At 48.1% G+C, this 26331-nt stretch carries 20 protein-coding genes; 2 read left to right on the forward strand and 18 right to left on the reverse strand.

The genetic code is table 11. From position 1 onward, the window contains the following. Positions 1 to 56: 56 nt before the first annotated feature. The 18 genes from EXU85_RS11360 to EXU85_RS11445 form a co-directional block, all read right to left on the reverse strand. A complete protein-coding gene (locus EXU85_RS11360) occupies positions 57 to 1700 on the reverse strand; it encodes a hypothetical protein (RefSeq protein ID WP_142772194.1) in 1644 nt (547 codons plus the stop codon). A 115-nt stretch (positions 1701 to 1815) separates the two neighbouring features. Continuing rightward, complete coding sequence (locus EXU85_RS11365; protein WP_142772195.1) at positions 1816 to 4059, reverse strand: hypothetical protein; 2244 nt, start codon at positions 4057 to 4059, stop codon at positions 1816 to 1818. Beyond that, positions 4056 to 5249 carry a BatA domain-containing protein gene (locus EXU85_RS11370; protein WP_142772196.1) on the reverse strand — a complete coding sequence of 398 codons (1194 nt, stop codon included), beginning with the start codon at positions 5247 to 5249 and terminating at the stop codon, positions 4056 to 4058. Before EXU85_RS11370 ends, EXU85_RS11365 begins: the two co-directional genes overlap by 4 nt. A gap of 92 nt (positions 5250 to 5341) precedes the next feature. Then, positions 5342 to 6193: a DUF58 domain-containing protein gene (locus EXU85_RS11375; protein WP_142772197.1), complete on the reverse strand. Its 852-nt coding sequence runs from the start codon at positions 6191 to 6193 to the stop codon at positions 5342 to 5344. 6 nt (positions 6194 to 6199) lie between these two features. Next, positions 6200 to 7189 carry a MoxR family ATPase gene (locus EXU85_RS11380; RefSeq protein ID WP_142772198.1) on the reverse strand — a complete coding sequence of 330 codons (990 nt, stop codon included), beginning with the start codon at positions 7187 to 7189 and terminating at the stop codon, positions 6200 to 6202. Positions 7190 to 7316: 127 nt separating this feature from the next. Further along, a complete protein-coding gene (locus tag EXU85_RS11385; RefSeq protein WP_111349998.1) occupies positions 7317 to 7934 on the reverse strand; it encodes a DUF4159 domain-containing protein in 618 nt (205 codons plus the stop codon). Between the two features lie 178 nt (positions 7935 to 8112). Next, positions 8113 to 8622 (reverse strand): GNAT family N-acetyltransferase, encoded by a 510-nt coding sequence (locus tag EXU85_RS11390; protein ID WP_142772199.1) that lies wholly within the window; start codon positions 8620 to 8622, stop codon positions 8113 to 8115. A 13-nt stretch (positions 8623 to 8635) separates the two neighbouring features. Then, on the reverse strand, positions 8636 to 9310 hold the full coding sequence (locus tag EXU85_RS11395; protein ID WP_371731999.1) for a Uma2 family endonuclease: 675 nt from the start codon (positions 9308 to 9310) through the stop codon (positions 8636 to 8638). Between the two features lie 5 nt (positions 9311 to 9315). After that, positions 9316 to 10221 (reverse strand): GIY-YIG nuclease family protein, encoded by a 906-nt coding sequence (locus EXU85_RS11400; protein WP_142772200.1) that lies wholly within the window; start codon positions 10219 to 10221, stop codon positions 9316 to 9318. Between the two features lie 93 nt (positions 10222 to 10314). Next, positions 10315 to 11652: a TldD/PmbA family protein gene (locus tag EXU85_RS11405; protein WP_142772201.1), complete on the reverse strand. Its 1338-nt coding sequence runs from the start codon at positions 11650 to 11652 to the stop codon at positions 10315 to 10317. A gap of 108 nt (positions 11653 to 11760) precedes the next feature. Beyond that, positions 11761 to 13401, reverse strand: coding sequence for a TldD/PmbA family protein (locus EXU85_RS11410; RefSeq protein WP_142772202.1), 1641 nt, complete (start codon positions 13399 to 13401; stop codon positions 11761 to 11763). Between the two features lie 529 nt (positions 13402 to 13930). After that, complete coding sequence (locus EXU85_RS11415; protein WP_142772203.1) at positions 13931 to 15298, reverse strand: TldD/PmbA family protein; 1368 nt, start codon at positions 15296 to 15298, stop codon at positions 13931 to 13933. A gap of 130 nt (positions 15299 to 15428) precedes the next feature. Continuing rightward, a complete protein-coding gene (locus EXU85_RS11420; RefSeq protein WP_142772204.1) occupies positions 15429 to 17069 on the reverse strand; it encodes a TldD/PmbA family protein in 1641 nt (546 codons plus the stop codon). A gap of 672 nt (positions 17070 to 17741) precedes the next feature. Next, positions 17742 to 19103: a TldD/PmbA family protein gene (locus tag EXU85_RS11425; protein WP_142772205.1), complete on the reverse strand. Its 1362-nt coding sequence runs from the start codon at positions 19101 to 19103 to the stop codon at positions 17742 to 17744. Positions 19104 to 19251: 148 nt separating this feature from the next. Beyond that, complete coding sequence (locus EXU85_RS11430; RefSeq protein WP_142772206.1) at positions 19252 to 20892, reverse strand: TldD/PmbA family protein; 1641 nt, start codon at positions 20890 to 20892, stop codon at positions 19252 to 19254. A 45-nt stretch (positions 20893 to 20937) separates the two neighbouring features. Continuing rightward, a complete protein-coding gene (locus EXU85_RS11435) occupies positions 20938 to 21339 on the reverse strand; it encodes a GxxExxY protein (protein ID WP_142772207.1) in 402 nt (133 codons plus the stop codon). 24 nt (positions 21340 to 21363) lie between these two features. Next, positions 21364 to 22698 (reverse strand): TldD/PmbA family protein, encoded by a 1335-nt coding sequence (locus EXU85_RS11440; RefSeq protein WP_142772208.1) that lies wholly within the window; start codon positions 22696 to 22698, stop codon positions 21364 to 21366. A gap of 141 nt (positions 22699 to 22839) precedes the next feature. Then, positions 22840 to 24498 (reverse strand): TldD/PmbA family protein, encoded by a 1659-nt coding sequence (locus tag EXU85_RS11445; RefSeq protein WP_142772209.1) that lies wholly within the window; start codon positions 24496 to 24498, stop codon positions 22840 to 22842. Between the two features lie 215 nt (positions 24499 to 24713). On the opposite strand from EXU85_RS11445, the gene EXU85_RS11450 reads away from it, so the two are divergent. Both EXU85_RS11450 and EXU85_RS11455 read left to right on the forward strand, forming a co-directional pair. Further along, a complete protein-coding gene (locus tag EXU85_RS11450; protein WP_142772210.1) occupies positions 24714 to 24929 on the forward strand; it encodes a hypothetical protein in 216 nt (71 codons plus the stop codon). 230 nt (positions 24930 to 25159) lie between these two features. Beyond that, positions 25160 to 26245 (forward strand): hypothetical protein, encoded by a 1086-nt coding sequence (locus EXU85_RS11455; RefSeq protein WP_142772211.1) that lies wholly within the window; start codon positions 25160 to 25162, stop codon positions 26243 to 26245. Positions 26246 to 26331: the final 86 nt, after the last annotated feature.

Raw genomic sequence — 26331 nt, forward strand, 5'->3', positions numbered from 1 at the left:
GTCGACTAAGAGCGTGCATACGAACGGCAATCCAAAAACGGGTTGCCGTTTTTGTTTTAGCTGATCTTGGGTTCTACCCAAAGAGCAGTAAAACAGGCAAGAAGAAGCAGGAGCCAGCCCCAATTTGGCAATTGAGCAGTACTTGTTTGATCAGAGGTTTCACCTCCAATCAATGAAACTAGCGAGTGGGCCTTTATAAATTGGCTGACAAGTGCACGGCCCGCTATCGGATCATCGGCCCGTAACGGATTGACGTACATCGCCAGTGAATCCTGTATAGGCTGCCAGCCTGCCTGTCGAAATGACGACGTACCGACAGCTGAACGGTCGTTGATGGGTGAATAGGTTAAGCGAAGCGTATCCTTCCCAATGCGAAGACTGGTCAGTCGATTCGAGGGGTTATTAATTAAAATGGCCTGACGAATGCCGCTGTACACAGGTGCATCAACCTGAACCGTGTTCTGATTCGATTCAGATAAACGAGCCAGCACCGCCGTCCACACCCGCGTATATAGCAGGCTATCGCCACTGAGCGCTAAGGGATAGGTTTCGCTAAGCAGGCTAACACCCACGCGTCCGGCAGTTTGTTGGGCGGCTATCGGGTAGCCCGAAACCACGAACTGAGTTGGATTATCGGCAAAACGATAGGGGAGGGCATTCAGTCCGTTGCCCATCGGAATCAATGGTTCGTTAGAAAATTTGCGTACCTGCCAGCGCGTTCCTAACGACTGATTGACGACCCGGCTATCTGTTTCCGGATTAGTCAGGTTGATGAATAAGACAGACTTTCCATCGGCAACGGCTTTGCGAACAATTGGATTGGCGGCATTGACAGGTTCTGTAATGATGAGGTCGGGCGCACTTTTGCCCGCCGATTTACCCGCCTTATTGATGCTAATCTGGCTGCTTATATCTTTGGATAGCGTGGCCGAAACAGTAACGGTATGCCCTTGCTTCCCCAGCCAGTCGGCCAGAGTCTTGCTCTCAAAATCAGGGCTGTTCAACAGAAACTGAATTGTAAGCGGTTCAGTTGGTCGGGAGAAAAAGTGAAGCGTATCCAGGGTGGTAGAGCCCAATGCTAATTCTGCCTGACTTTGGCCTTTCACAAAGGCTGGAAATTGAAACCTAAACGCATTGTTGCCTTCGTGAAGGGCCACACTATCTAATGTTTTGTTGCCAAACCGAAGCCGAAGTACTTGCTTTTTTGACGACTGTATCTGGCCAGTAACGCGCTGCATTTCACCCTGCCGTACAACCCCTTTCCAGTGGATATCCTCTAGCTGGTCGGGTTGGTTGTAGGGAATCCATTGCAGAGCGGAATTACTGAGCTGAGTCAGTGTTTCAGTTGGAAACTGTTGACCAACAAGGGTTACAGAATCGTATTTCGCTTTAAAGGTTCGGCTGGAAAAACTATCCTGAATATGGAGACTGTCTTTTAGTTGTCGGACAAGGGCAGTAGGTACATTATCGCTAATGAGCAATGCGTGGGTTGCAGGTCGGGAAATGGGCCAGTGAAGTTGCAGAAAATAACCAACCAGAATTAGCCAAAGTACCCCATTTAATACTCCCCGAACCCATTTTCGACCCGTAGAAAGTGACTCATTACGGACGATGAACCAAAGCTGAACGAGTAGCAGCGTGAACAAGGCCAGTGCGATAAGCCAGGAAATTGGGCTAGTCCAGTTGATGGTTGTTTGCATTTTATTAATGAATAATGAAAAATGGATAATGAATAATCAGGGCCGCCCATGCGGTACGATGGATAATGCAGGATGCGAAGGCTTGCATTATCCATCGTACATTATTCATTTTCCATTATTTCAAATGTCGCCAGAAGGCCTGTTGCAGTTTACGGTCGCTTACATACGATGCACCCGTTCGCTCTGAGGCTCCCGTGAGGGCGTATAATTTCGTTTTTAGAGTAGTTTTCTCGGCGTCTGAAATTGACTTACCGCCCACCAACTTTTGTAAGATGGCTAATACAGACCAGTTTTGCAGACCACCGTTTATGGCGGGATCCGCCAGGGCATTGCCAAGCTGTTGCGTTGTTTGCCGTTGCTGGTTGGTGAGTTTAGGTAAGTCGAGATAGCCAAGCACATCGGCTACCATCGCTTCAATCCGTTGCTGGCTGTAGCTACGTTCCTGCTTAAACGCATCGGTTACGTTTTTGAACTCACCCGTCAACCGGGTTTCTTTTTCTTTCGTTTGGGGTGGATCGAAGCCGGTTTTCTTCACATATGAACGGGCTTTTTGCTGCGAGAGTTTTAAGTATTTAAGTGCTTCCTGTTCATAAGGCAGGGCTTTTTCGGGTTCATACATTCGAAGATGTAACTCAGACTGCCACATATTTTCCAGGGCTGTTTTCAACAATGCCCGCGTAGATTGTTCATGAAAAGTATTCGTTTCCGCATCGTCATGATTGTGGACATACTGCTCCATTAAAGCTGCTAAAGGGTCTTTGCTGTCGTCGGCTGCTCCGCCGTGGCTGTGTCCATGATCGTGGTCATCATCGTCGTCATGATGAGCCTGCGTGGGTCCACCGTGATCACCTTCTCCTTCATCGTGTTTGTGCGTGTAGGCTTCAACGGCGGCCATTCCCGTTAGTGCAGCGCCATCATTGGCAGGAGGCCCACCACCCCCAATAGACTTTTCAAACTCTTCGCCCAGAAACTGACCGTAGCGTAAGCGTAAGGCTTTTTGATCGAAACCAATTTCATTCGACTGACTTTTGAAGGCGTGTGTTGGGTTGGCCTTATCTGCCATTTTCTTGCGGGTGGCAATCAGTTTTTCGGTGTCGATGATGATCTGCCGCTGGCTTCGGAAATACTCCGGCATGATGTTCACGGCCATCGTCGCCAGTTCACTCTCTTCAACCTTCGTTGTGTCTTTATAAACCACGAAATAGGTATCTGACTTCGTGAAATTCGGTTCTGGTTGCCGATTATCGAAGGCGGCCCAATAGTAGTAGAGTTCGTCGCCTGGGGTAAAATTCAGCGCTTTTAGGTCAATCGTTTTCGTGAGCCTGGCCTCTTTGAAATTGCTTGGACTCAGAGGAAACTTCATCTCCCGGAATTTCACATTTTCGCCAGAACCTCGCGCAACGGTTGCCACAATAAAGGCCTGTGTAACACTGAAATCGTCGGAAAATTTGGCTCCGATGTTCAGCATTTTCGGGTCTTTCAGGTAGTGGAACTGATATAATACTTTGGAATCGGGCTCAATCTTGGGAGCGAGATCAGGTTTGGCTTCAAGTCGGTAAAAATCAGATTGATAAATAACCGAATCTTTGTTGTCGGCAGTGCGCCAGTAGGCTTTGATCGCATACAAACCTGAGTTGACCAATCGATCCTGATAAGTAAATGCATCGCCCGCCTGCTTGAACGCCAACTCCTGGCCGCGGCTACCTACCAACTTCACCGATACCTGTTGTGTGTGGCTGAACTCGACCCGCCAGGATAGGTTTGAACCGACAATAGACGACGCGTTTAAATTCGCCGAATTCGTTTCGGGAAGCTTGGTATAAGCAGGTGGTTGAATACGAAGGGTAGCCGACTCGAATGTAGGCGGAACGGGTTTGCTTTCGGGCATAATAGCTGCCAGAAAGCCACTCTTCTTCGGATCAGCTTTGGAGCCGTTTTTCAACATCGGAAAGCCAATATACACAACCAGCGCCCCCAATAAAAACAAGCCATAGGCACCCGCTTTCGACAGCACGACAACGGGTATCTGAACGTGTTGTACCTGCTGATTCAACCGGTCGAGTTGGAGTTGCTCGGCCAGGTTAAGCTGGGGCTTAGTTAGCAACGGCAGACTGTATTCCGTATCGCCAACAGTTTGGTGAATAAGCCGAATGGCAACCGGCTTTTTGTCCTGATACAGTTTGTTGAGGACGGCACCAGCACCAAACCCAACTAGTCCTAGTAAACTAGGCCAGATGGAGGGTCCCGTAAACGTGACTGTCAGCAAATAGACCGACGCTGCCAGCAACAGGCAACGCAGCAGGGCGTTGGCGTAAAGCTGGTACGTGACCGACGAGATAAGGCGTTTCAGTTCGTTCATGCGTTTTTTGTCAAGGCAAGCCAGCGTTCGAGTACTACTAAAACGATAAACAACAGAAGAAGTGCGTTTTGGAGGCTCGCATGTTGCGCTGTTGTTGGTTTGGTTGAGGGAATGAATACGGTTTTGAGGTCACGCTGGCTCAATGGTTGAGCATTGGTAACTATATTATAGTGCCTAAGCAACTGCTCTCCCAGCCATTCTGGCAATTGCCCTTTTTCAACGCGCCCGGAGGTTTGGGGCGTCAGTGTTTCATTCGTGTAAATGACGTTGGCCAGCGCCGTAGGTTGCCTACCGCCCGAACTAATAAAGAACGTTTGCGGGAATGGCTTTGCGGGTAACTGATCCGTGAATACCCAATCGTACACCTGATTCGGTGCGGCTTTATCCTCAATGACTAAATCAAGACCATAGACATCGGTCAAGGCTGCGAGGGCCGCTTTAACGCTCTGACTTTCTCGTGCGTTCCGATAGGTGACCAGCGTTTTAATTGGTCCCGAATGAATGGGTTCCGATTGAAACTTTAGCGATGGGTCCAGTGACGGGCTGTTGGTTAGTTTCCCCGCTCGATTAACAAAGAGCTTTTTTCCGTCTTTTAGGGACAGATAGGCACGTGGCTGGCTGGCAGAGTCAGCTATAGCGTGTAACTGAAACCGGGCGGGTACCATGATGGCCGGGACATCGGCTAACGCCTGACTATTGCTGATGTACAGATGCAGCTCATTATGTTGAGCATCGACCTGATTAATGGCTGTTTGCAGACGTAATGGGTCAAACCGAGTTGAGTTTTGAAAACTGTACGGTTTATCATCCATTTTCTCCAGATGCTCATCTGCCCACACAACTTTTTCGCCTTTCTTGATCGCTTCTGTCAGTTCAAACTTGAAGTTATCGGCAACTACCGAATTGGGTTGTACTAAATGAATTTTCTGGACTTCTGATGGCCTTGTAAACCAGTTCAACAGCGGTTGAGCGAGTAAAATAGCCAGCAAAATCAGCAGTAAACACCGGATTATCAGTAAGGGAATATTGTCGAGTTGTAGACCTCTGCTTTGTTGCTGCTGCTTTTCAACGAGCCATTGTGTAGCCGCCCAGGGCAACGGCTTGCCATGCTTCTGATGCCAGAAGTGAATGATGACCGGAATGACAACGGCCAGCGCACCCCACAAAAAAAATGGCTCAACAAAGGGCATTTGGGTTCAACGTTTGAAGTTTGAAGTTTGACGTTTGAAGTTGCTGGCGTGTCATGAACGTCAAACCTCAAACTATAAACTTCAAACAAGTGTCAACTTGTCAAAAACTGTTTTAGAATTAATGCGATCGGATCGCTTAAACGAACACGAATAAGCCGAACATGCGGTATTCGTAGGCTTACCTCCAGATTGGCCAGGTAATCGGCTGCCCGCTGGCGAACGGTATCCCGAATGGCATCGGCCTGTAGTTCAATTTCTTTTCCCGATTCAAGATCCTGAAACCGATAAAATCCACGGATCGAGAAATCGACTTCCTGGTCGCCTAAAATCTGAAAAATGATGATTTCCCGCCTAGGCCCGGCCACTTTCTGAATTAGATTGACCCATTCATCGTCCACTTGAAGGAAGTCGGAAGCAATAATGAGCATCTCACTTTGCTTTCGACTGAACTCCGGGAACGACGTTGCCGTACTTGTCCAGGGACCGGTTGCCTGAGCGGCTTCAAGCGTTGCGACAAGCTTGAGAAAAGCCTGCTTCCCCGCCGGAACCAGCGTTTGTATAGCGCCCTCGGTCAAGCTGTACAGACTTATCTGATCGCTCTGTCGATTGCCCAGATAAGCTAGTGAAGCCAGCAGAATTTTAGCGTACTGCAATCGACTGACACCTGCTTCGGTGTAGTTCATTGAGCCCGACAAATCAATCACAAAGCGAATCTGCTGGTTACTCTCCGTTGCGGATTCACGAACCAGGTATTGATTCGATTTTGCAAATAATTTCCAGTCTATCCGCTTCGGATCGTCGCCCGGTGTATAGTGCCGGAATTGTTCGAACTCCGTTCCAATACCCGATCGCTGGCTGGCCTGAATACCCAATAATGACTCATCGCTGACTAATTTTCCAGCCAGTTGCAGATTATTGAGCTTGATGAGATCAGTTGTGAGCATAAATCTTTACGCCAGTCTTAGCTCCGTTAACAACTGCTTGATCACCTTATCGGTCGTAATGCCTTCGGCTTCAGCACGGAAATTAAGCGCAATGCGGTGACGCAGAATGGGGTAAGCCAACGATTGAATATCTTCGGGAATTACCGAAAAACGTTCGTTTAATACGGCACGGGCTTTCGAGCATAATACCAGGGCCTGCCCGGCACGAGGGCCAGCTCCCCATTGACACCATTGCTTGACAAAGGATGATGGGGAACCATCGGGGCGAGTAGCCCGCACAAGCTTATTGATATAGCTAATCAGTTCATCGCTGATATGCACCTCGCGGGTCAGTTTTTGCAACTGAATGATATCCTCGTCGGAGAGTACCGTTTTTAACTCAGGCCGGGCGGTGCCTGTCGTGCTTTTCAGGACGTTTAATTCCTCAAGTTCACCCGGATAGCTAAGTTTGATGTACAGCAGAAAGCGGTCTAACTGGGCTTCGGGTAGGGGATAGGTACCCGCCTGTTCGATCGGGTTTTGCGTAGCAATGATCAGGAACGGCTTCGGCAGTGGATAATTTTTGCCGCCGTAGGTAACCTTATACTCCTGCATGGCCTCAAGCATAGCCGCCTGCGTTTTAGGTGGAGTCCGGTTGATTTCATCGGCCAGCACGACGTTGGCAAAGATTGGACCCTGATTAAAGACGAAGACTTTATGACCCGTTTCCAGATCGTCTTCCAGAATCTCCGTCCCGACAATATCGCCGGGCATCAGATCAGGAGTAAACTGAATACGCTTGAAGCGCATGGCCAGTGCATCCGACATGGTCTTCACCATCAGTGTCTTCGCGAGTCCAGGAACACCTTCGAGCAGGCAATGACCACCTGCCAGAAGCGAGATCAGGACTTCGCCAATCGCATCTTCCTGTCCAATAATGACCTTTCCAATTTCTTTTCGTAGCTGAGGCAACTTTGCCACCAGCGCTTTGTAGTGAGTTAAGTCTGTTGATTCCAACTTGCTATGTGTATCAGGTTGTATGAAGGAGTGTAAAAATGAATAATGTAAAATGTATAATTAATAATGTGTCAGCCATGGCACCGTTGTTCATTAAACATTAGTCATTATTCATTGTACATTACTGTTAAGCAGTCAATGCGTATGTTACTATATTGACTCCAAATTTGGTATTGTCTTCGGCCAGGAAGCGCTTGTTTCGGAAGTCGTAATCCCACTCGCAGCCGTAATCTTTGTTGCTGTACAAAACGCCGATTCGCCCGTTGATCATAATGGCTTTCAGGTAGTCGTGGACAAGATCATCACCCCAGCCATTTAGCTCGAATGAGGTTGTTGGCGGGCCTTCGGGGAACTTGAAAAAGCAGGTATAGATAGGGTGTGAATTAGGTATTTTCTGCAAGGCTTTGGGGCCAAATGTACGGGCCATTTCCTGCTCGAACGATTTAGCAAATAGCCCGTCGACGTCATGGTTACAGTCGTCTACAAAGACGAATCCGCCGTTCTGAACATAGCGTTTGAAGTGGTCGCGTTCCTGTGCCGAAAACTCAACCAGCTTGTGTCCACTGAGGTAACAAAATGGGCTTTTGAACAGGTCGGGACTACTCAACTGCACCACTTTTTCTTTCTGATCAACCGGCAGTGTCGTATACTCTACCAGCGAGTGCATCAGGTTCGATGGCATCCGCTGGTCGGTTTCCCAGTCGCCGGAAGTGTATTGGATTCGGGTGAAAAAAAAAGGTTTCAAGTGCGTTTGATGAAGTAGAAACTATGCCAATATACCTACCGCCGATTAGTACCTTATCCGTCGATATTACTATTAGCAGTTAATATTATATTCATTTTAGTGGCTGTTTGTAAAAGGTGGATAAACAGCCCAAAACATACATTTTATGCTTAAAAATACAGATTTTGCCGTTAAATAACTAAGGAATTAACGGTTTTTCCATCACATAATCTTCCATTAGGAAGCCATCACCAATATCGATGTCTTCAGTACCAACTATCAAAAATCCCATTCGTTCGTAGAATTGAATGGCCTTGTTATATCGATTGACATTTAAGCCCAGGCGGGTATTCTGATGGGCTAGCGCAATAGCACCAACCTGATCAATAAATAATCGGCCGACGCCTTTCCCCTGGCTGGCGGGAAGCAGGTATATTTTGTGGATTTTGGTGAGGGGTTTGCTCGTATAATTTAACTCGTAGGAGACGTAGCCGAGGTACTCATTCGTGTCGGTGTTTTTAGCAATAAGAAACACGTGCTTTTTCTCATTGATCTGAGTGTTTAGTGCATCCTGGCTGTACATCATTTCCAGCATGTAACTAATCTGGGCGGGCGACAAAATCTCCCCGAATGTAGTGGGCCAGGTCTGGTAGGCGATGTCGCGAATGAGGGGTAAATCTTGTTCGGTGGCTTGGGTAATGGTGATCATTGGGGGGAATCAATCAGGCAGATTTTGCCATTAAAACTCGCAACGTATCGAGGTTACTTTGCTTATCGAAAATTGCTTGAACTGGGATCTGAAAACCAGGGATTGTCAGTGCGGTAAGGGTGTCATTTATATAGAGGACTGCAACAGAAGCAAATGCCATTGTGGGTTCATCCAACTGATATTGTTCAATCGACTTTCGGACAGGATCAATGATCCAATATTCCTGAACCCCATGTGCCGCATAATCTTCAAACTTGACTCCTCGGTCGCGTCCAGTAGTACTTTTTGACAGAATTTCAACGATTAAATCTGGGGCAGGATGCTCCATCTGGTCATCCTCGAATGAGTTTGCCGTTTCGCTATTCCAGTAGCAGATATCCGGTTCGTAATCATTACGGGTTAGTCCAACGAGGGCCTTCTCTGAATCGACAACTCCCAAATCATTGAGTAGAACAAAATTTTGAAGCAGATTTTCTAGGTATTTAGATGCATCCAGATGCCGACGTTTGACGGGCGAGTGCATAATGACTTCGCCGTTAATGAATTCGGCTTTAATATCATCGCGAATCCATTCTCGAAAAGCCCGACGACGTTGGGCTTCGTCGGCTAAAATAGCCTGCGCCCGTTCGATAACCAGTTTGGCATCGGGGGCTTCTAGGAGGTCGGCAACACGAGATTCGAGCATCATAATTCTTAGAGAGGGGAAACTACGGCTTCTAATTTGGTTATACTACTGGTAACAAACGCAGTTTCATCTGCTTCAAATCCTTTCAAGGTTCGTCCAACTGATGTTTTCCATTCAATTAAACCATTGGCGTTTCGCCCCATAACGATAGCAGCAGCCGTTGACGGGCTACCAAATATATAATCATCAGTAAACTCAAGACAATCATTGACTACAGATAACACACCTTTTTCGATAAGATCCTGTCGAAGTTTTTGTGTAGACAAAGGAAATGAAGGAACCGTATTGGTAGCTGCTCTTGATCCTTTAAAAACTACGAACCCTTCTGATGTAGGAACTCCCAGCGCATTAGACCCTCGTGCGGAGTTAATCTGAAAAACTTCTTGTGGTTGCTTTGTTTCTGGTTTTGCTTCTCGTTTTTCCTCAAAAACCTTGTGGCCAAGTGTGTTAACTAAAAGCTTAATATTTTCCAGAAACTCTTCCATTTCAGCCTTATCTGATTCTGATATAGCAGACTGAGTAGGTGTATTTCCATTTTCAATTTTATAGCGGTTCGCACTTTTAGCGATGCTGTGAAGTCTGTTCTCTAAATATTTAATATGGGCTTTGTTAAGGTTTTCATCCTTACTTATAAAGACAATAGCCTCATTCCAAAAATCTTTTTCTTTGTGTTGCGGCAATCGCTCTAACACAGATTCTGCTTCACCTATATAAACCTGTTCAGTGCCTATTTCATTACGACCAAGTAAGAGATAAATACCAGTTTTACTTAACTCAGATCTATCAGAACAATCTTTTATTCGAACACGCGGAATCTTATACGCTTTACCTGTCCAATTGGAAAGCTCACAACTCATTCTGCCGTTAGGGTCGCCATCTATTAGAAAGATTTTAATTGTTTTGCCAAACTTCATTTTATAAATGGCTAATTGATCTTTTCTAAAGATACGAGTTTGCGTTTAGTCGTGAAATTATAGAACGGCCTTTTCACGACTAAACGCATAATATTATACCGCGTCGGACAAACTGGTAAACGTAAACTCCCGAATTTTCATTGGTGGCACCAGGTAGTTACGATCCGTTTCGGTGCTGACCACCCGCTCTGGTTTGCCCAACGATTCGAGGTTGTTGAGCATGATGATCGGGCTTTCGTTGAAACGGAAGTTCTTCACCGGGTGCTTGATCTTGCCGTTTTCGATGTAGAACGTTCCGTCGCGGGTGAGGCCCGTGAGCAGAATTGTTTGTGGGTCAACCTCCCGGATGTACCAAAGTTTGGTGACGAGAATACCGCGCTGGGTGCTCTTGATCATGTCTTCCAGGGAGGAATTGCCGCCCATCATGATCATGTTATTCGGATACGGAATGGCTTTTTTACCTTGCTTCTGTGCCCAATAGCGCTCGTAAGAGAGGTTTTTGACAACTCCTTTTTCAATCCACATCATTTTCTCCTGCGGACGACCATCACCTGACCAGGGCGATGCGGGTAATTCAGGATTGGTAGGGTCGGAGTAAATGGTGACACGCTCATCTACGATCTTGTCGCCGATGCGCGATTTGCCACCTGCCTTGCTGAAATAGGACCGACCTTCATCGGCCGGCCGGGCATCCATGTTGAAATAGATGTTTTCGAGCAAGACGACAGCTGCCGTAGGTTCCAGAATAACGGTGTATTTACCTGGTTCTATGGCTCGTGCTTCGGCCGACCCCTGTGCTTTCTGGATGGCGATACGCGTTGCAGCTGCTGTGTCGAGCTTGGCGTAATCGCTGTATCCACGCGCTACATAACCCGATCCTTTGCCATCGGGCGTACGGACAGTCAACGAGAAATTGACGCTTGTGCTGGGATAATAAGCAAACAACCCCTTGGAGTTCATCATGGCGGTGTAGCCATAATTGTCCTGCAAAAATCCAGCAGCTGTTAAGTTTTTCTCCCGCGAGAGTTGCAGACTTTTATCAACGGCAGTGGCACGGGTATCGGGCGTGATTTTGGCCGTAGAATCAAAGAAACCACTCGATTTCATGTATTGTTGTGGCCCCAGAATGCCCACGTATTCAGGATTTTCGGGAGCTAGTTTCGCTAATTCTTCGGATCGACGTACGACTTTTTCGAGCGACGCATCGTCGAATTCATCGATGGTTGCCGTACCAACGCGTTTGCCATAGGCCGACTGTACCGCTAAATTTTTATTAATGAGCGAGCCGCTGGTCGATACTTCATTGCGGGCGTACCGGAGATTTCCCCGTTCTTCGCCCAGAAGGTTCACCTCGCACTCGTCGGCTTTCGAGTAGCTGAGAACTTTAGTGAGCAGTGCTTTCGCTTCTGCTTCAGTAAGGATGATTGCCATTGTTTGTCTGTGGTTTACGGTTTACAGTATTCGGTTTACAGTTGGCTGGCACGAGAATAGGCTTGCGCCAGCTAACTGTAAACCGAATACTGTAAACCGTAAACTCTTTTAAATTTTTCGTGCTGTATTGATCACATTGACACCATTGAACCGGGCGGTGCTGCTACCGTGCGAAACGGCGCTCGATTGCGGGGGTTGGCCCTTGCCATCGAAGAAGGAACCACCAAGCCGGTAGTCGCTCTCGTCACAAACGGCCACGCACGAATTCCAGAATTCCTGGGTGTTCGACTGGTAAGCTACGTCTTTCAGCATGCCAGCAATTTGACCATCCTTAATTTCGTAGAACAACTGGCCACCGAACTGGAAGTTATACCGTTGTTGGTCAATCGAGAATGACCCATCGCCGATGATGTAAATGCCTTTTTTGACATCCTTGATCATATCCTGAACCGACAAAGGCGTTTTACCCGCGGCTAATGATACGTTGGCCATCCGCTGGAACTGCACTGAACTCCAGCTATCGGCATAGCAGCAACCCTGCGATTCTTTTTCACCGATGATATGCACCTGATCCCGAATAGCCTGGTAGTTTACTAGCGTGCCGTCTTTCACTAAATCCCATTTCTTGGTACCGACGCCTTCGTCATCATAGCCAACGGCACCTAATGAACCAACCTGTGTTTTATCGGCGATGAGGTTCACTTGTTTGCTGCCGTAGTTGAAGTTTTTCGACTGCCATTTATCCAGTGTAGCGAAACTGGTTCCGGCAAAATTGGCTTCGTAACCCAGCACGCGGTCAAGCTCCAGCGGGTGACCCACCGATTCGTGAATCGTGAGCCAGAGGTGAGATGGATCTAAAACAAGGTCGTATTTACCGGCTTCGACCGACTTTGCTGTATGCTTGGCGCGGGCCTGTTTGGCGGCTGAGGTCACATCTTCGAGCATGTCATACCCTTTGTTGTAGCGGGTTGTGATGCCCGTTACTTTGTCGGCAGGGTTCACTTGCAGATAATCGTAACCCATACCCATGGGCGCACTTAGGGCATTCCGCGTTTCAAATTTGCCGCTTTTTGGGTCAATGGCCGTTACATTGAAAATCGGCCAGATTCGGTGAATATCCTGATCGGCGTAGGTGCCATCGGTCGATGCGAAGTACTTCTGCTCATTGACCATGAACAGCACCGAGTTTACATAGTTGGCTCCGTTTTGTAAAGCCGACGCATTGACGGACAGAAGTAGATCCACCTTTTCCTTGATGGGTACTTCAAAGGCGTTCCGTTTGATCGGCGCTTTCCAGCTTACTTCGCCATAGCCTTTTTGCGGAGCCAGTTGAACGGGCTCCTTCATGAGTTTGGCATTCGCTTTCGCAATCGCTACGGCTTTTTCAGCAGCCTGGGCCGTGTCGGCCTCACTTTTGGCATCTACTACAGCGGCAAATCCCCAGCAGCCATCGGCAATGACACGAACCCCAACCCCGTATGATTCGGTGTTCACAATATTCTGCACCTTATCTTCGCGGGTGATCACGTATTGATTCAGGTAGCGCCCGATGCGGACATCGGCGTAGCTCGCGCCTTTACTTTTAGCCGCATTCATAGCGGCATCGGCCAGACGTTTCTTTACAGCTACATCAAGGCCGGGCTCCAACAGTGCTTCTGGACTGACGGTACGGGAAAAGGCGGGCGGTTTAGGCAGCAGGATACCAGCGGTTCCCATGCCTATAAGTTGGTTGAAATCTCGACGATTCAATGGTTGGTTCTCCTATTTTATTGGTTATTAGTTATTGTGTTATTGGTTATTGGATTTTTAACCAATAACGTAAGTGAAGCCTAATCAAAAGCACGACCAAGATACAGGTTGACGCCTGAAATCTAGAATTTAACACCAGAAATCGCATCAATTGCCAATGGTTATTGATGCATTGCGAATAAAAGCCAAATCGGCAAAATTTGCTCAACTTAAGTTTTGGATGGTGAAAGATTAATTTAAACGGCAGTTTAGGGTAAAAAATAAGGGAGCCGTACTGTTTGTACGACCCCCTTATCTTACGTTCTCGCTTGGCTTCGCCGAGTGAGGAGTATTCATTCAAGGGCCTCTGGCCCGTTTTTGATGTTATAATAATCACACCGGCCAGAGGCCGTTAAACTAATAACCCTCACTGGTACGCCAGCCCGGTCGGCGAAGCCAAGCGAGAACTCAGGTACACAGAGAGCGCAAGAGGCACAGAGAACACAGGGAAAAACACACTGTGTTCTCTGTGCCTCTGTGGACAATAAACCTACACAGCGTCTGATAAACTCGTGAACGTAAAGTCGCGGGCTTTTACGGGTGGAATCATGTTGCCATTGACCCGAATTGGCGCGCCTAACGCTTCCACATTATTCAACACGATGACTGCGCTTTCATTGAATCGGAAGTTCTTGATCGGGAACTTGATCTGACCATTTTCGATGTAAAAAGTACCATCCCGCGTTAAGCCCGTTTGCAGCAAGGTTTTTGGATCGACCATCCGAACGTACCAGAGCCGGGTCACTAAAATACCCTTATCGGTACTTTTGATCAGATCGGCCAGTGATTGGTTGCCCCCTGCCATAATAAAACCCGTGGGTGGGGGAATGGCTTTTACCCCTTTCTTATCGGCCCAGAAACGGGAATAGCTCATGTTTTTCACGACCCCATTCTCGAACCACGTTATTTTCTCCTGCGGACGACCGTCGCCAACGGCACCACCTCCACCCAGGAACGAACCCGTGCGGTTTCGGCCTTCACCAGCGAAGGGTTCGCTTGGAGCATCAGGATTCATTGGATCGGAGTAAATGGTTACCCGTTCATCAATGAGCTTTTCGCCTAAGCGGGTGCCGCCCCCTTTTTTGCTCAGAAAACTCCGGCCTTCATCGGCCAGACGTGTGTCCATACCCGACATCATGCTCTGCAACAATGTACTCATGGCGGTAGGCTCCAGAATGACGGTATACTTGCCTGGTTCTAAAGCTCGTGCATTTGTAGAGGCCAGCGCTTTCTGCATGGCAATGCCCGTTACCGAACGGGTCTTCAGTTTCGATATGTCATTGAAGTCACGGGTAACATAGCCTGAGCCAGTTGCGTCGGCCGTTCGAACTGTAACCGAGAAATCGACCGAGGTAGCTTTGTTGTAGCCGAATAACCCTTTGCTGTTGGCAATGGCCGAGAAACCAGTTGTATCCTGCATGAACCCGGCTGCACTAAGGTTCTTTTGTTCACAGGCGTCAACGCTGTCGAATGCGACCTGAGCCCGATATTCAGCGTCCATCTTCGCCGTATTTTCTGAATACATCGGCGTTTCGAGGTACGTCTGTGGCCCGATCATGGGCATATATTCAGAGTTTTCGGGGGCTAGTCTGGCAATTTCTTCGGCCCGCCGGACGGTTCGTTCAAGTGCCTTATCGTTAAACTCATTGATCGTTGCCGAACCCATCCGTTTACCGATACCCGCTGTAACCAACAGCGACATATTGTCTGATTCACCGCCGGAAGAGACACTATTGAGCGCATACCGAATATTACTGGTCCGGCCGCCACCCAGGCTAACACTCATTTCATCGGCTTTGGAAAAAGACAATGCTTTTTCCAGAATTTTCTTCGCTTCTTCTTTAGATATATTGGACATAAAGAGTTTTCGGTTTATGGTTTACAGTTTTCAGTTTTTGGTTTACGGTTGGCTGACGCATGAGTTACTGACGCCGGTTCGCCGGTGTGGTCAGCCAACCGTAAACCAAAAACTGAAAACCGTAAACTGTTTAAATTTTCCGTCCCGTGTTGAGTACGTTTACGCCGTTGAACCGGGCCGTTGAGCTGCCGTGCGAAACCGAATTGATTTGAGCGGGCTGGCCTTTACCGTCGAAGAAGGTGCCCCCCATTCGGTAGTCGCGTTCATCACACACTTTCACGCACGAGTTCCAGAATTCCTGCGTATTGGACTGATAAGCCACATCCCGAAGCATGCCAGCAATCTGGCCGTCTCTGATTTCGTAGAATAACTGGCCGCCAAACTGGAAGTTATAGCGTTGTTGGTCAATGGAATAGGAGCCATCGCCAATGATGTAAATGCCTTTCTTAACATCCTTGATCATTTCGTCGACTGTGAGCCGCTCTTTGCCCGGCGCTAACGAAATATTGGCCATCCGCTGAAACTGAACCGTGCTCCAGCTATCGGCATAACAGCAGCCCTGCGACTCGGTTTCGCCCAGCATATGCACCTGATCGCGGATGGCCTGGTAGTTGACCAAAATGCCATCTTTAATAATGTCCCATTTCTTAGTTTTCACGCCTTCGTCGTCCCAACCTACATCGCCCAGCGAACCTGCTTGCGTTTTGTCGGCGAAGAAGTTAACGTCCTTGCTGCCATAATTGAAGTTTTTCGACTTCCACTTATCGAACGTTGCAAAGGAAGTACCGGCCAAATTGGCTTCGTAACCCAATACCCGGTCCAGTTCCGTTGCGTGTCCGACCGATTCGTGGATCGTTAAATAAGTGTGTGACGGGTCCAGCACTAAGTCCCATTTGCCGGGCTCTACCGACTTGGCTTTTAACTTTAAACGGGCCTGTTTAGCGGCTGCTGTTGCATCTTCGAGCATGTCGTACCCCTGATTATAGCGGGTAGTCACACCCGTCAGACGGTCGGGAGGGGCGGTTTGTAGGTAGTCGTAACTTCGGCCCATTGGCGCACTCAGGGACTCTCGGGTTGCCATCAGCCCGCTCGCTTTATCAACAGCCGTAACAGTGAAATTTGGCCAGATACGGTGGACATCCTGATCGATGTAGGAGCCATCGGTGGAGGCAAAATATTTCTGCTCATTGATCATGAACAGGGTTGAATTCACAAAATCGGCACCATTAGTCATGGCTGCCCCATTAACGGCTAATAGCAAATCCGTTTTTTCTTTGACGGGGATCTCAAACGAGTTCTTCGTGACTTTTGTCTTCCAGGACACTTCGCCAAAGCCTTTTTGGGGGGCAAGCTGCACGGGCTTTTTCATGAGTCTGGAGTGAGCTTTGGCAAACGCAACCGCTTTTTCGGCTGTTCTGGCTACATCGTCTTCACTTTGTGTTTCGCCCATAGCCGCAAATCCCCAACAGCCGTTGGCAATGACACGTACCCCCACGCCAAACGACTCCGTGTTGATGATGTTCTGCACCTTGTCTTCACGAGTCATAACGTACTGATTCAGGTAACGGGCAATTCGCACATCGGCGTAGGTGGCCCCTTTGGCAGTGGCGGCATTTAAGGCAACATCGGCCAACCGTTTCTTAATGGCTACATCCAGACCCGGCTCCAGTAGCTCCTCTGCGGTGACGCTTCGGGCAAGGGCTGGTGTTTTGGGCAAAAAAAGCCCGGCAGCACCCAACCCTAGTGTTTGCGTAAAATCTCTACGATTCAAGTTGTATTCCTCCTATATGGTTAAGTAAGCGAAAATGAGTAGTCAGCTTTAATCTAAAATGGAGGTGGGATGATTTGTGTTATATTCTAATTGAGACTTAAATTATAGAATTTAATATCTATAAAAAATAGATTACTTATAATTAATTTTGAAATAATGTATATAGGCAATTAATTGTTTGTTTATTGATAAAATCAAAAATTGGTAGCCGGTAACCTATTCGTTCAAGTAACTTTAGGCAGTCAATTGAGCCCCTATAATTCATATTTCGTATAGTAACTTACTTGCTTACAGATAATTACTTATGGATCTTCGTCGTCTATTCTAAGAAGATACTAAACCCCTAAATCCCCTGATTGATTTGTATTAAATAATCGCCTAAATAAAAATTATCCTTTTGGGCTTTTAAAACCCCCAACCCCCTGAAGGGTGCTTTTCTCCCCAGTGAACTTAGCCCCCTTCAGGGGGTTGGGGGTTTTGAAGACTAGCAAAACGGCGGTTAATTTCTTCAAGTCAATCAGGGGACTTTATCCGCAAATAAGCAAAGTCCCCTTCAGGGGATTTAGGGGTTTTTAGGCTGATAAAAGCTGATTTTTACGTATTCCTACAAAAGCAAAGGCCATTATCTTTCGATAACGGCCTTTGCTTTTGTAGGCTATGAAGCGATTACTCCTATACGGCGTCTGATAAGCTCGTGAACGTAAAGTCCCGAATCTTCATTGGGGGAATTAGATTACCGCCCACTCGAACCGGTTTTCCCATTGCTTCAAGGTTATTGAGCATGATAACCGGGCTTTCGTTAAACCGGAAATTCTTCACCGGAAACTTAATCTGCCCGTTCTCAATATAGAACGTCCCGTCGCGGGTAAGGCCGGTATACAATTGGGTTTGCGGATCAACCGCGCGGATATACCAGAACCGGGTCACCAGAATGCCCTTATCCGTGCTCTTGATCAGGTCGGCCAGGGATTGAGTACCACCCAGCATAATGAAACCGCCTGGAGCAGGGATCGGCTTAACCCCTTTCTTATCAGCCCAATAGCGCGAATAATACATGTTCTTAACAACGCCATTCTCGATCCAGGTCCGTTTTTCCTGCGGTACGCCATCGCCACCACCGCCACCAAAGCGACCCTGACCACCGCCACCACCTCCTCCGCCAAAGGGCGATAAAGGTAACTCAGGGTTCATTGGGTCGGAGATGAAGGTAACGCGCTCATCGAAGAGTTTCTCGCCGAGCCGGGTACCGCCCCCTTTCTTGCTCAGAAAGCTGCGGCCTTCGTCGGCATTCCGGGCGTCCATACTGCGCATCATGTTTTGCAGTAGTTCAACGGAAGCGGTTGGTTCCAGAATAACGGTATACTTGCCGGGTTCCAACGCGCGCGCACTCGCCGAGGCCAATGCTTTTTGCATGGCTATTTCGGTGGTTGCTTTGGTGTTAAGCTTGCTAACGTCGGTTACGTCTGGGTTGGCATAGCCTGAGCCTAAGCCATCGGCCGTGCGGACGGTGATTGAAAAGTCAACACTAGTGGCCCGGTTATACCCAAACAGCCCTTTACTATTGCCAATGGATGAGAACCCGGTTGTATCTTCCATGTAACCCGCTGCTGTCAGATTCTTTTTTCGGCAGGGATCGATGCTATCAAAAGCCGCTTTAGCCCGAAATTCAGGGTCAATTTTAGCGGTGCTTTCGGCATATGTACTGGTTTCCAGATACGTTTGTGGGCCTAGCATCGGCATATACTCTGGGTTCTCTGGGGCCAGTTTGGCAATTTCTTCAGCCCGCCGAACGGTCTTCTCGAGTGATGCGTCATCAAACTCGTTGATCGTGGCCGTACCCGAACGCTTGCCATAAACAGACGTTACAGCCAGGGAAATGTTATCGGATACACCGCTGGTTGAAACAGAATTTCGGGCGTAGCGAATGTTGCCTGTGCGGTTGCCCGTTAGGCTAACACTCATTTCATCCGCCTTCGAGAACGCCAGCACCTTATCGATTATCTTTTTTGCTTCTTCTTTTGTTAAGATTGCCATGTTGATTTTAGTGTATTTAGTGCAGTTGGTGAAGTAGGTGTAGTAGGTGTAGTGAGTGAAATAGGTTGAGTGAGGGAAATAAAACCCACTGCACCGATTTCACTTACTCCACTCATTTCACCAACTGCACCTACTTTACCAATAATGACTAGATTTTACGAGCTGTATTGATCACGTTGACACCGTTGAAGCGAGCGGTTGCGCTACCGTGTGAAACGGCGCTCGACTGCGAGGGTTGGCCTTTTCCATCGTTGAAAGCACCACCCAACCGGTAATCGCTCTGGTCACAAACAGCAGCGCAGGAATTCCAGAATTCACGGGTATTGGCCTGATAGGCAACATCTTTCAGCATGCCCACGATCTGCCCGTCTTTAATTTCGTAGAACAGCTGACCACCGAACTGGAAGTTATACCGTTGCTGGTCAATAGAGAACGACCCATCGCCAATAATATAAATGCCTTTTTTGACATCTTTAATCATTTGATCTACCGACAAGGGCGTTTTTCCAGCCTCCAGCGATACATTGGCCATCCGCTGGAACTGTACCGAACTCCAGTTATCGGCATAGCAGCAACCCTGCGACTCTTTCTCGCCGATGATGTGAACCTGATCCCGAATGGCCTGGTAGTTTACCAACGTACCGTTTCTGACCAAATCCCATTTCTTCGTCTTCACACCTTCATCGTCCCAGCCAACTGCGCCCAGCGAACCCACCTGTGTTTTGTCGGCCACCAGGTTTACCTCTTTACTACCATACGCGAAGTCTTTTGACTTCCATTTATCGAGGGTGACGAAGGACGTACCGGCGTAGTTTGCTTCATAACCCAATACACGATCCAGTTCGAGGGGGTGACCAACCGATTCGTGGATAGTGAGCCAGAGGTGGGATGGATCGAGAACAAGATCATATTTGCCAGCCTCTACCGACTTCGCAGTCAGTTTCTCTTTGGCTTGTTTAGCCGCTGCGGTGATGTCTTCCATCATATCATAACCCTTGTTATACCGGGTTGTGATGCCACCTACTTTGTCACTTGGGTTGACCTGCAAATAATCGTAACCCATGCCCATGGGTGAACTCAATGAGTTACGAGTAGCAAATTTGCCACTTTGCGTATCAACCGCCGTCACCGTAAAGCTCGGTCCAATGCGGTGAATGTCCTGATCGGCGTAGGTGCCATCGGTGGAAGCAAAATACTTTTGCTCATTCACCTGGAACAATACGTTATTCACGAAGTTCGCGCCGTTTTTCATGGCCTCCGCGTTGGCTGCCAGTAGCAAATCCACCTTTTCCTTGATGGGCACTTCAAAGGCATTTTTCTTAATAGGGGCTTTCCAGCTTACTTCACCGAAGCCTTTCTGAGGGGCCAATTGTACCGGTTCCGTCAAGAGCCGGGCGTTGGCTTTTGCAATCTGTACAGCTGTTTCGGCTGCTTTTGCAACGACGGCCTCATCACGGGCATCGCCTACAGATGCAAATCCCCAGCAACCATTGGCAATCACCCGAACGCCAACACCGTAGGACTCGGTATTGATAATCCCCTGCACTTTGTTCTCGCGGGTGAGGACGAACTGATTCAGGTACCGGCCAATGCGCACATCGGCGTAGGTAGCACCTTTCGATTTGGCTGCGTTCAGAGCCGCATCGGCCAGCCGTTTCTTCATAGAAACATCAAGGCCGGGTTCCAGCAGGGCTTCGGGCGTAACAGAGCGGGAAAAAGCGGGCAGAGAGGGCATCAAAATGCCGGCTGTCCCCATGCTTAGTAATTGGTTAAAATCTCGACGATTCATGTGTTTTTAGTTGGGTCACAGAGATGCACAAAGACGCACGGAGATTCACAGAGAAAAATTTGTAAATCGTTTAATGCCATCGCGCAACATCTTGACGCGGAAATTAATAAGTAAGCCTAATCGGTAATTTCCAAATTTTAAGTAGGTCAGTAATTGAGCCATGTGTAAGTCGTTCAATTCCTCAACGGTTTTGAGTTCGACAACTAACTTATTTTCAATCAATAGGTCCAACCGATAACCATGTTCTAAAACGACGTCTTTGTAAACAATAGGCATTGGTTTCTCTCGCTCAACATAAAGGCCGGAGACCTGAAGTTCATAAAACAAACATTCCTGATACGCTGATTCAAGTAGGCCCGGCCCTAGTGCTCGATGTACCTCAATAGCTTTTCCAATTGTAATGGTTGCCAAATGATCCTCTGTGGTTCTCTGTGCGTCTCCGTGCATCCGCTTCGGCGGTCCGATCTGTGGCTATACCGCGTCTGACAAGCTAGTAAAAGTAAAGTCTCGGATTTTGAGTGGCGGTACCAGATTACCCCCGATACGAACAGATTTTCCCATTGCTTCGAGGTTATTGAGCATGATAACCGGACTTTCATTGAACCGGAAATTCTTGACCGGAAACTTGATCTGCCCGTTTTCGATGTAGAACGTCCCGTCGCGGGTAAGGCCGGTGTACAGCAGCGTTTGCGGATCGACCGGGCGGATGTACCACAGACGCGTTACCAGAATACCTTTCTCCGTACTTTTAATCATGTCGGCCAGCGACTGGGTGCCGCCTTCCATAATGAAGTTGCCGCCTGGAGGAGTGGCATGTACGCCTTTCTTTTCGGCCCAGTACCGGGAGTAAGGCATGTTTTTTACCACACCCTTTTCGATCCATGTTACTTTTTCCTGCGGCCGGCCGTCCCCACTGAAGGCACCATTGGGTACTTCGGGATTGGTTGGATCGGAGTAAATGGTGACGCGTTCATCGAAGAGTTTTTCGCCGAGTCGGGTGCCACCGCCTTTCTTACTCAGAAACGAACGGCCTTCATCGGCATTCCGCGCATCCATGGATCGAACCAACGCCACCATGAGGGATGCATCGACGTTCGAGACCAGGGCGGCAGGTTCAAGAATAACCGTGTACTTGCCAGGCTCCAACGCGCGGGCACTTGCCGATGCCAGCGCTTTTTGCATGGCGACTTCGGTCATGTTTTTGGTACTCAGTTTCGATACGTCGGTAACGTCCTGCGTCGCGTATCCTGAACCTAAACCGTCAGCCGTACGGACGGTGATGGAAAATTCAACGGATGTTTCGCGATTATAAGCCGATAACCCTTTGCTGTTGCCGATTGCATTGAAGCGGGTTGAATCTTCCATATACCCAGCCGCCGTCAGGTTCTTTTTCCGGCAGGGGTCAAGGCTCTCGAAGGTAGCCTGTGCCCGGAAGTCGGGGGTCATTTTAGCGGTACTTTCGGCATAGGGGTCTGTCGACAGATACGTCTGTGGCCCCAGCATCGGCATATACTCTGGGTTCTCTGGGGCCAGTTTGGCAATTTCTTCGGCCCGCCGAACGGTTTTTTCCAGCGACGCATCATCAAATTCGTTGATAGTAGCTGTACCGGATCGTTTGCCGAAAACGGATGTTACCCCGATAGAAAGATTCGTGCTTTCGCCACTGGTCGAGACCGAGTTACGGGCATAGCGAATATTTCCCGTGCGCCCTCCCGACAGATTGACACTCGTCTCATCCGCTTTCGCGTAGGAAAGCACTTTGTCAATTATCTTTTTTGCTTCTTCTTTGGTTAGGATGGTTGCCATTTTTCTTAGTGTATTAAGTGCAGTTGGTGGAGTTGGTGTATTAGTGCATTAGGTGGAGTAAGTGAAGTGAGTGGAGTAAACCCACTACACCAATTTCACTTACTAAACTCACTACACCTACTTCACGAACTCCACCAATGACTATATTTTCCGTCCGGTGTTGATTACGTTGACGCCGTTGAATCGGGTGGTTGCGCTACCGTGCGAAACGGCGCTGACCTGCGAAGGCTGGCCTTTCCCATCGAAGAAGGAACCGAAGGTGCGGTAGTCGTCTTTGTCGCAAAGCTGGGCGCAGGAGTTCCAGAATTCCTGCGTATTGGACTGATACGCTACATCATCGAGCATACCCACGATTTCGCCATTCTTGATTTCGTAGAACAATTGCCCGCCGAACTGGAAGTTATAGCGTTGTTGATCAATAGAATACGAACCCCGACCAATGATATAGATTCCTTTGTCAACCCCTTTGATCATATCGAAAACCGAGCGTTTTTCTGTACCGGGTTGCAAGGATACGTTGGGCATCCGCTGAAACTGCACTGAATCCCAGTTATCGGCATAGCAACATCCGTTCGATTCTTTTTCGCCCAGAATAGCCGCCTGATCGCGGATGGCCTGGTAATTGACCAGTATCCCATCTTTAATCAAATCCCATTTTTTGCAGGGAACGCCTTCATCGTCGTAGCCAACGGTTCCCAAGGTATATGGCTGGGTTTTGTCTGCGACGATATTTACTAATTTACTGCCGTAATTGAAGTTTTTCGTCTTCCACTTGTCTAAGGTGGCGAAACTGGTTCCGGCATAGTTGGCTTCGTAACCGAGTACGCGGTCGAGTTCAGTAGGGTGGCCAACCGATTCGTGGATGGTTAGGCCCAGGTGATTGGGGTCGAGTACGAGGTCGTATTTGCCCGGCTGGACGGTCTTGGCGGTTAGTTTTTCCTTCGCCTGTTTAGACGCCATAATGGCATCCTCGACCATATCGTAAGAATTTCGATAGCCGACAAGGCCGTTTGGCGCCTTGATTTTCTCCGAATCCAGACCCTCCAGGTATTCATACCCCATACCCATGGGTGAGCTGATGGCATCGCGGGTTTTAAATTTCCCGGCGGCCCGATCAACAACGGATACCGTAAAGGTTGGCCAGATCCGGTGAACATCCTGATCAATGTAAGAGCCATCGGTGGAGGCAAAGTATTTTTGCTCGTTGATGAAAAACAGGTTCGACGTAACGAAGGCGGCTCCATTTTTCATGGCTTCGCCGTTCACGTTCATCAGCAAGTCGATCTTCTGCTGAACCGGGATCTCGAAGGCATTTTTCTTGATCGGCGTTTTCCAGGTTACTTCGCCAACGCCCTTTTGGGGAGCCAGTTGAACGGGCTCGGTTTGGAGTTTGGCATTCGCCTTGGCAATGGCTACGGCTGTTTCGGCACATTTGGCAATGGCATCGGGCGTAACGATGCTGGTGGCGGCAAAGCCCCAGGTTCCATTGGCAATAACCCGAATACCGACCCCAAAGGATTCGGCACTGGTAATGTTCTGCACCTTCGTCTCGCGTGTAAACACGAATTGCTGAAGGTATCGGCCAATACGGACGTCGGTATACGTAGCTCCTTTGCTTTTGGCCGCGTTAAGGGCAATGTCGGCTAATCGTTTCTTGGCGGCTGTGTCGATGCCAACACCCCGGCCACTGGCTTCACGCAGGTATTCAGGAGATACTGCATTGCCAAATACCGGAACACCAGCTGTCAGCAGGCCACCAACGCCTAAGCCAGACAACTGGATAAAATCTCGTCTTTGCATGTACTAAAAAGAAGATGTTCGTTGATGATTGTACAGATTGCACGCTCAGTAAAAGCACGAATATGGCTAAAAAAGACGAACAGATTTATATTGGTGTTTTAATTTGTGACAAACGGTAGAGGGGAAGGGCTCCATTCTGCCCAATAATATTCGGTAAAAATGCTTATAAGCAATTGATTCCTTAAAAGGTGAACAAACCGCTACAAAACGTACCTATGACTACCTATACGCAACAGCTGGAAGACTTTATTCAGGATGTGCTGATTACTATACACGCCAATATTCGCGATCTGGAAGAGAAACGGACTTTTGCCGATCCTGAAGAACACAATTGCATTGATGGCCGACTGTTTAGTTACGTGGAGATGCTGGCTATCCTGCGAGCCTCTGCGCGGGACACAGGTCTTGATCCGAAGCAGTTAGGATTTTAAAAGACTGGTGATAAGTACTCAGACAAATAAATTTTCGTCAATTAGTTCTTACCGCACTGCGGCTCCTCCTATTTTGCCTTCGCTGCCTACTAACCTCCAGCCCGGTAGTTTGCCATTTTTTACCGTTCAGTAAGCGGTAGTATAGGCTTTATGTATGAATACGTCATTTTTGCGCCTGGGTGCTTTCAGTAGCGCGGAAACAGTTCAGAAGTCTTAGTTACCATTCACAGATGTTTGCATATAGTTTCTTTTTTATAACGGCCTTTTTTTACATTGGCCTGGGCTTGTTTACTGCGTCAAAACCCACACTGGTTGGCGACAGTGCCATGGGTTATGGTCTGGGCCTGGCATTTTTGGGTGTCGGTTTTGCGATAAGCAGTTTGGTACTGACAATTAGTGTTCATGCGAAAGGTGGATTTGACTGGGTTGGGCCAGAAACGGGTATACGCACAACGCTGGTCATTTTATCCTGGCTGCTGGTAGCGTTAGCAACGTTCTTTTGTGCGGCTTTCAAATGGGAATGGCATACTGACACCGTATATCCCCAGTTTTTACATTGGTTAGCCGTACACCATGGCCAATTGTGGATACCCTTACTATGGCTGACGGCGTGTTTTTTCTCACTGAATGCAGGCTTACAATCGACCGTTTCACCTCATGCGTTTACCATTCCGTTTTGGGTGGGTTTGGGTAGTAGTGCCGTGTTTTGTACGGGCTTACTTGTTGGCTATTTCCGGGATACATTAAAGACTGTTGAGACCGAAGTGGCCAGCCAAAACAGACAGCAAGACGAGTGGCACCAGAAAAATTTAGAGACGATTGCCGCTCATAAACCCGAAGACCCTATTTTCAATCTCCTGAGCTATTCAACTCAATACCGACCTGAAGATATAAAGCGGGCTGCGCTCGCCAAAATTAAAGCTAAGCCAAACTGGGAAACCGAACTTCTGGAGTTGCTAACGAATAAAAATACTTATCAGGAAGTGTATTATTTCCTGGATGGCAATCGGGTGGAGCATCCTGAGCAGTTTGCCGAACCGCTGAACCAAAGCATTTTATGGTTATCGGCAACTATAATAGATGATATTAAGGATAGTAATAACTTACAACACTGGAGTTTTGATATGTACGGAATAGATCGACTATTAAGAGCTATTGACGATCAGTTTCTGGATCAGCGTGTTGATTTTTACCCAAATGTGGTCAGGCTAAAACAAGCGCTGGATACCCCACCACCTGAGCGATTCAAAGGGGTTCGTTTTTCTATAACCGGAGTAGTGAATACGTGGCTGAAAGAGCATAAAAAGATTAACTAGCCGGTTCAGGGCTGTTCAGGTAAAACTCCCCGAATAGCTAGACGGGTACGCCTGACCATTCGGAGAGTTTTTATCGTAATTTTCGT

The sequence above is a fragment of the Spirosoma sp. KCTC 42546 genome (assembly GCF_006965485.1).
GTDB lineage: Bacteria > Bacteroidota > Bacteroidia > Cytophagales > Spirosomataceae > Spirosoma.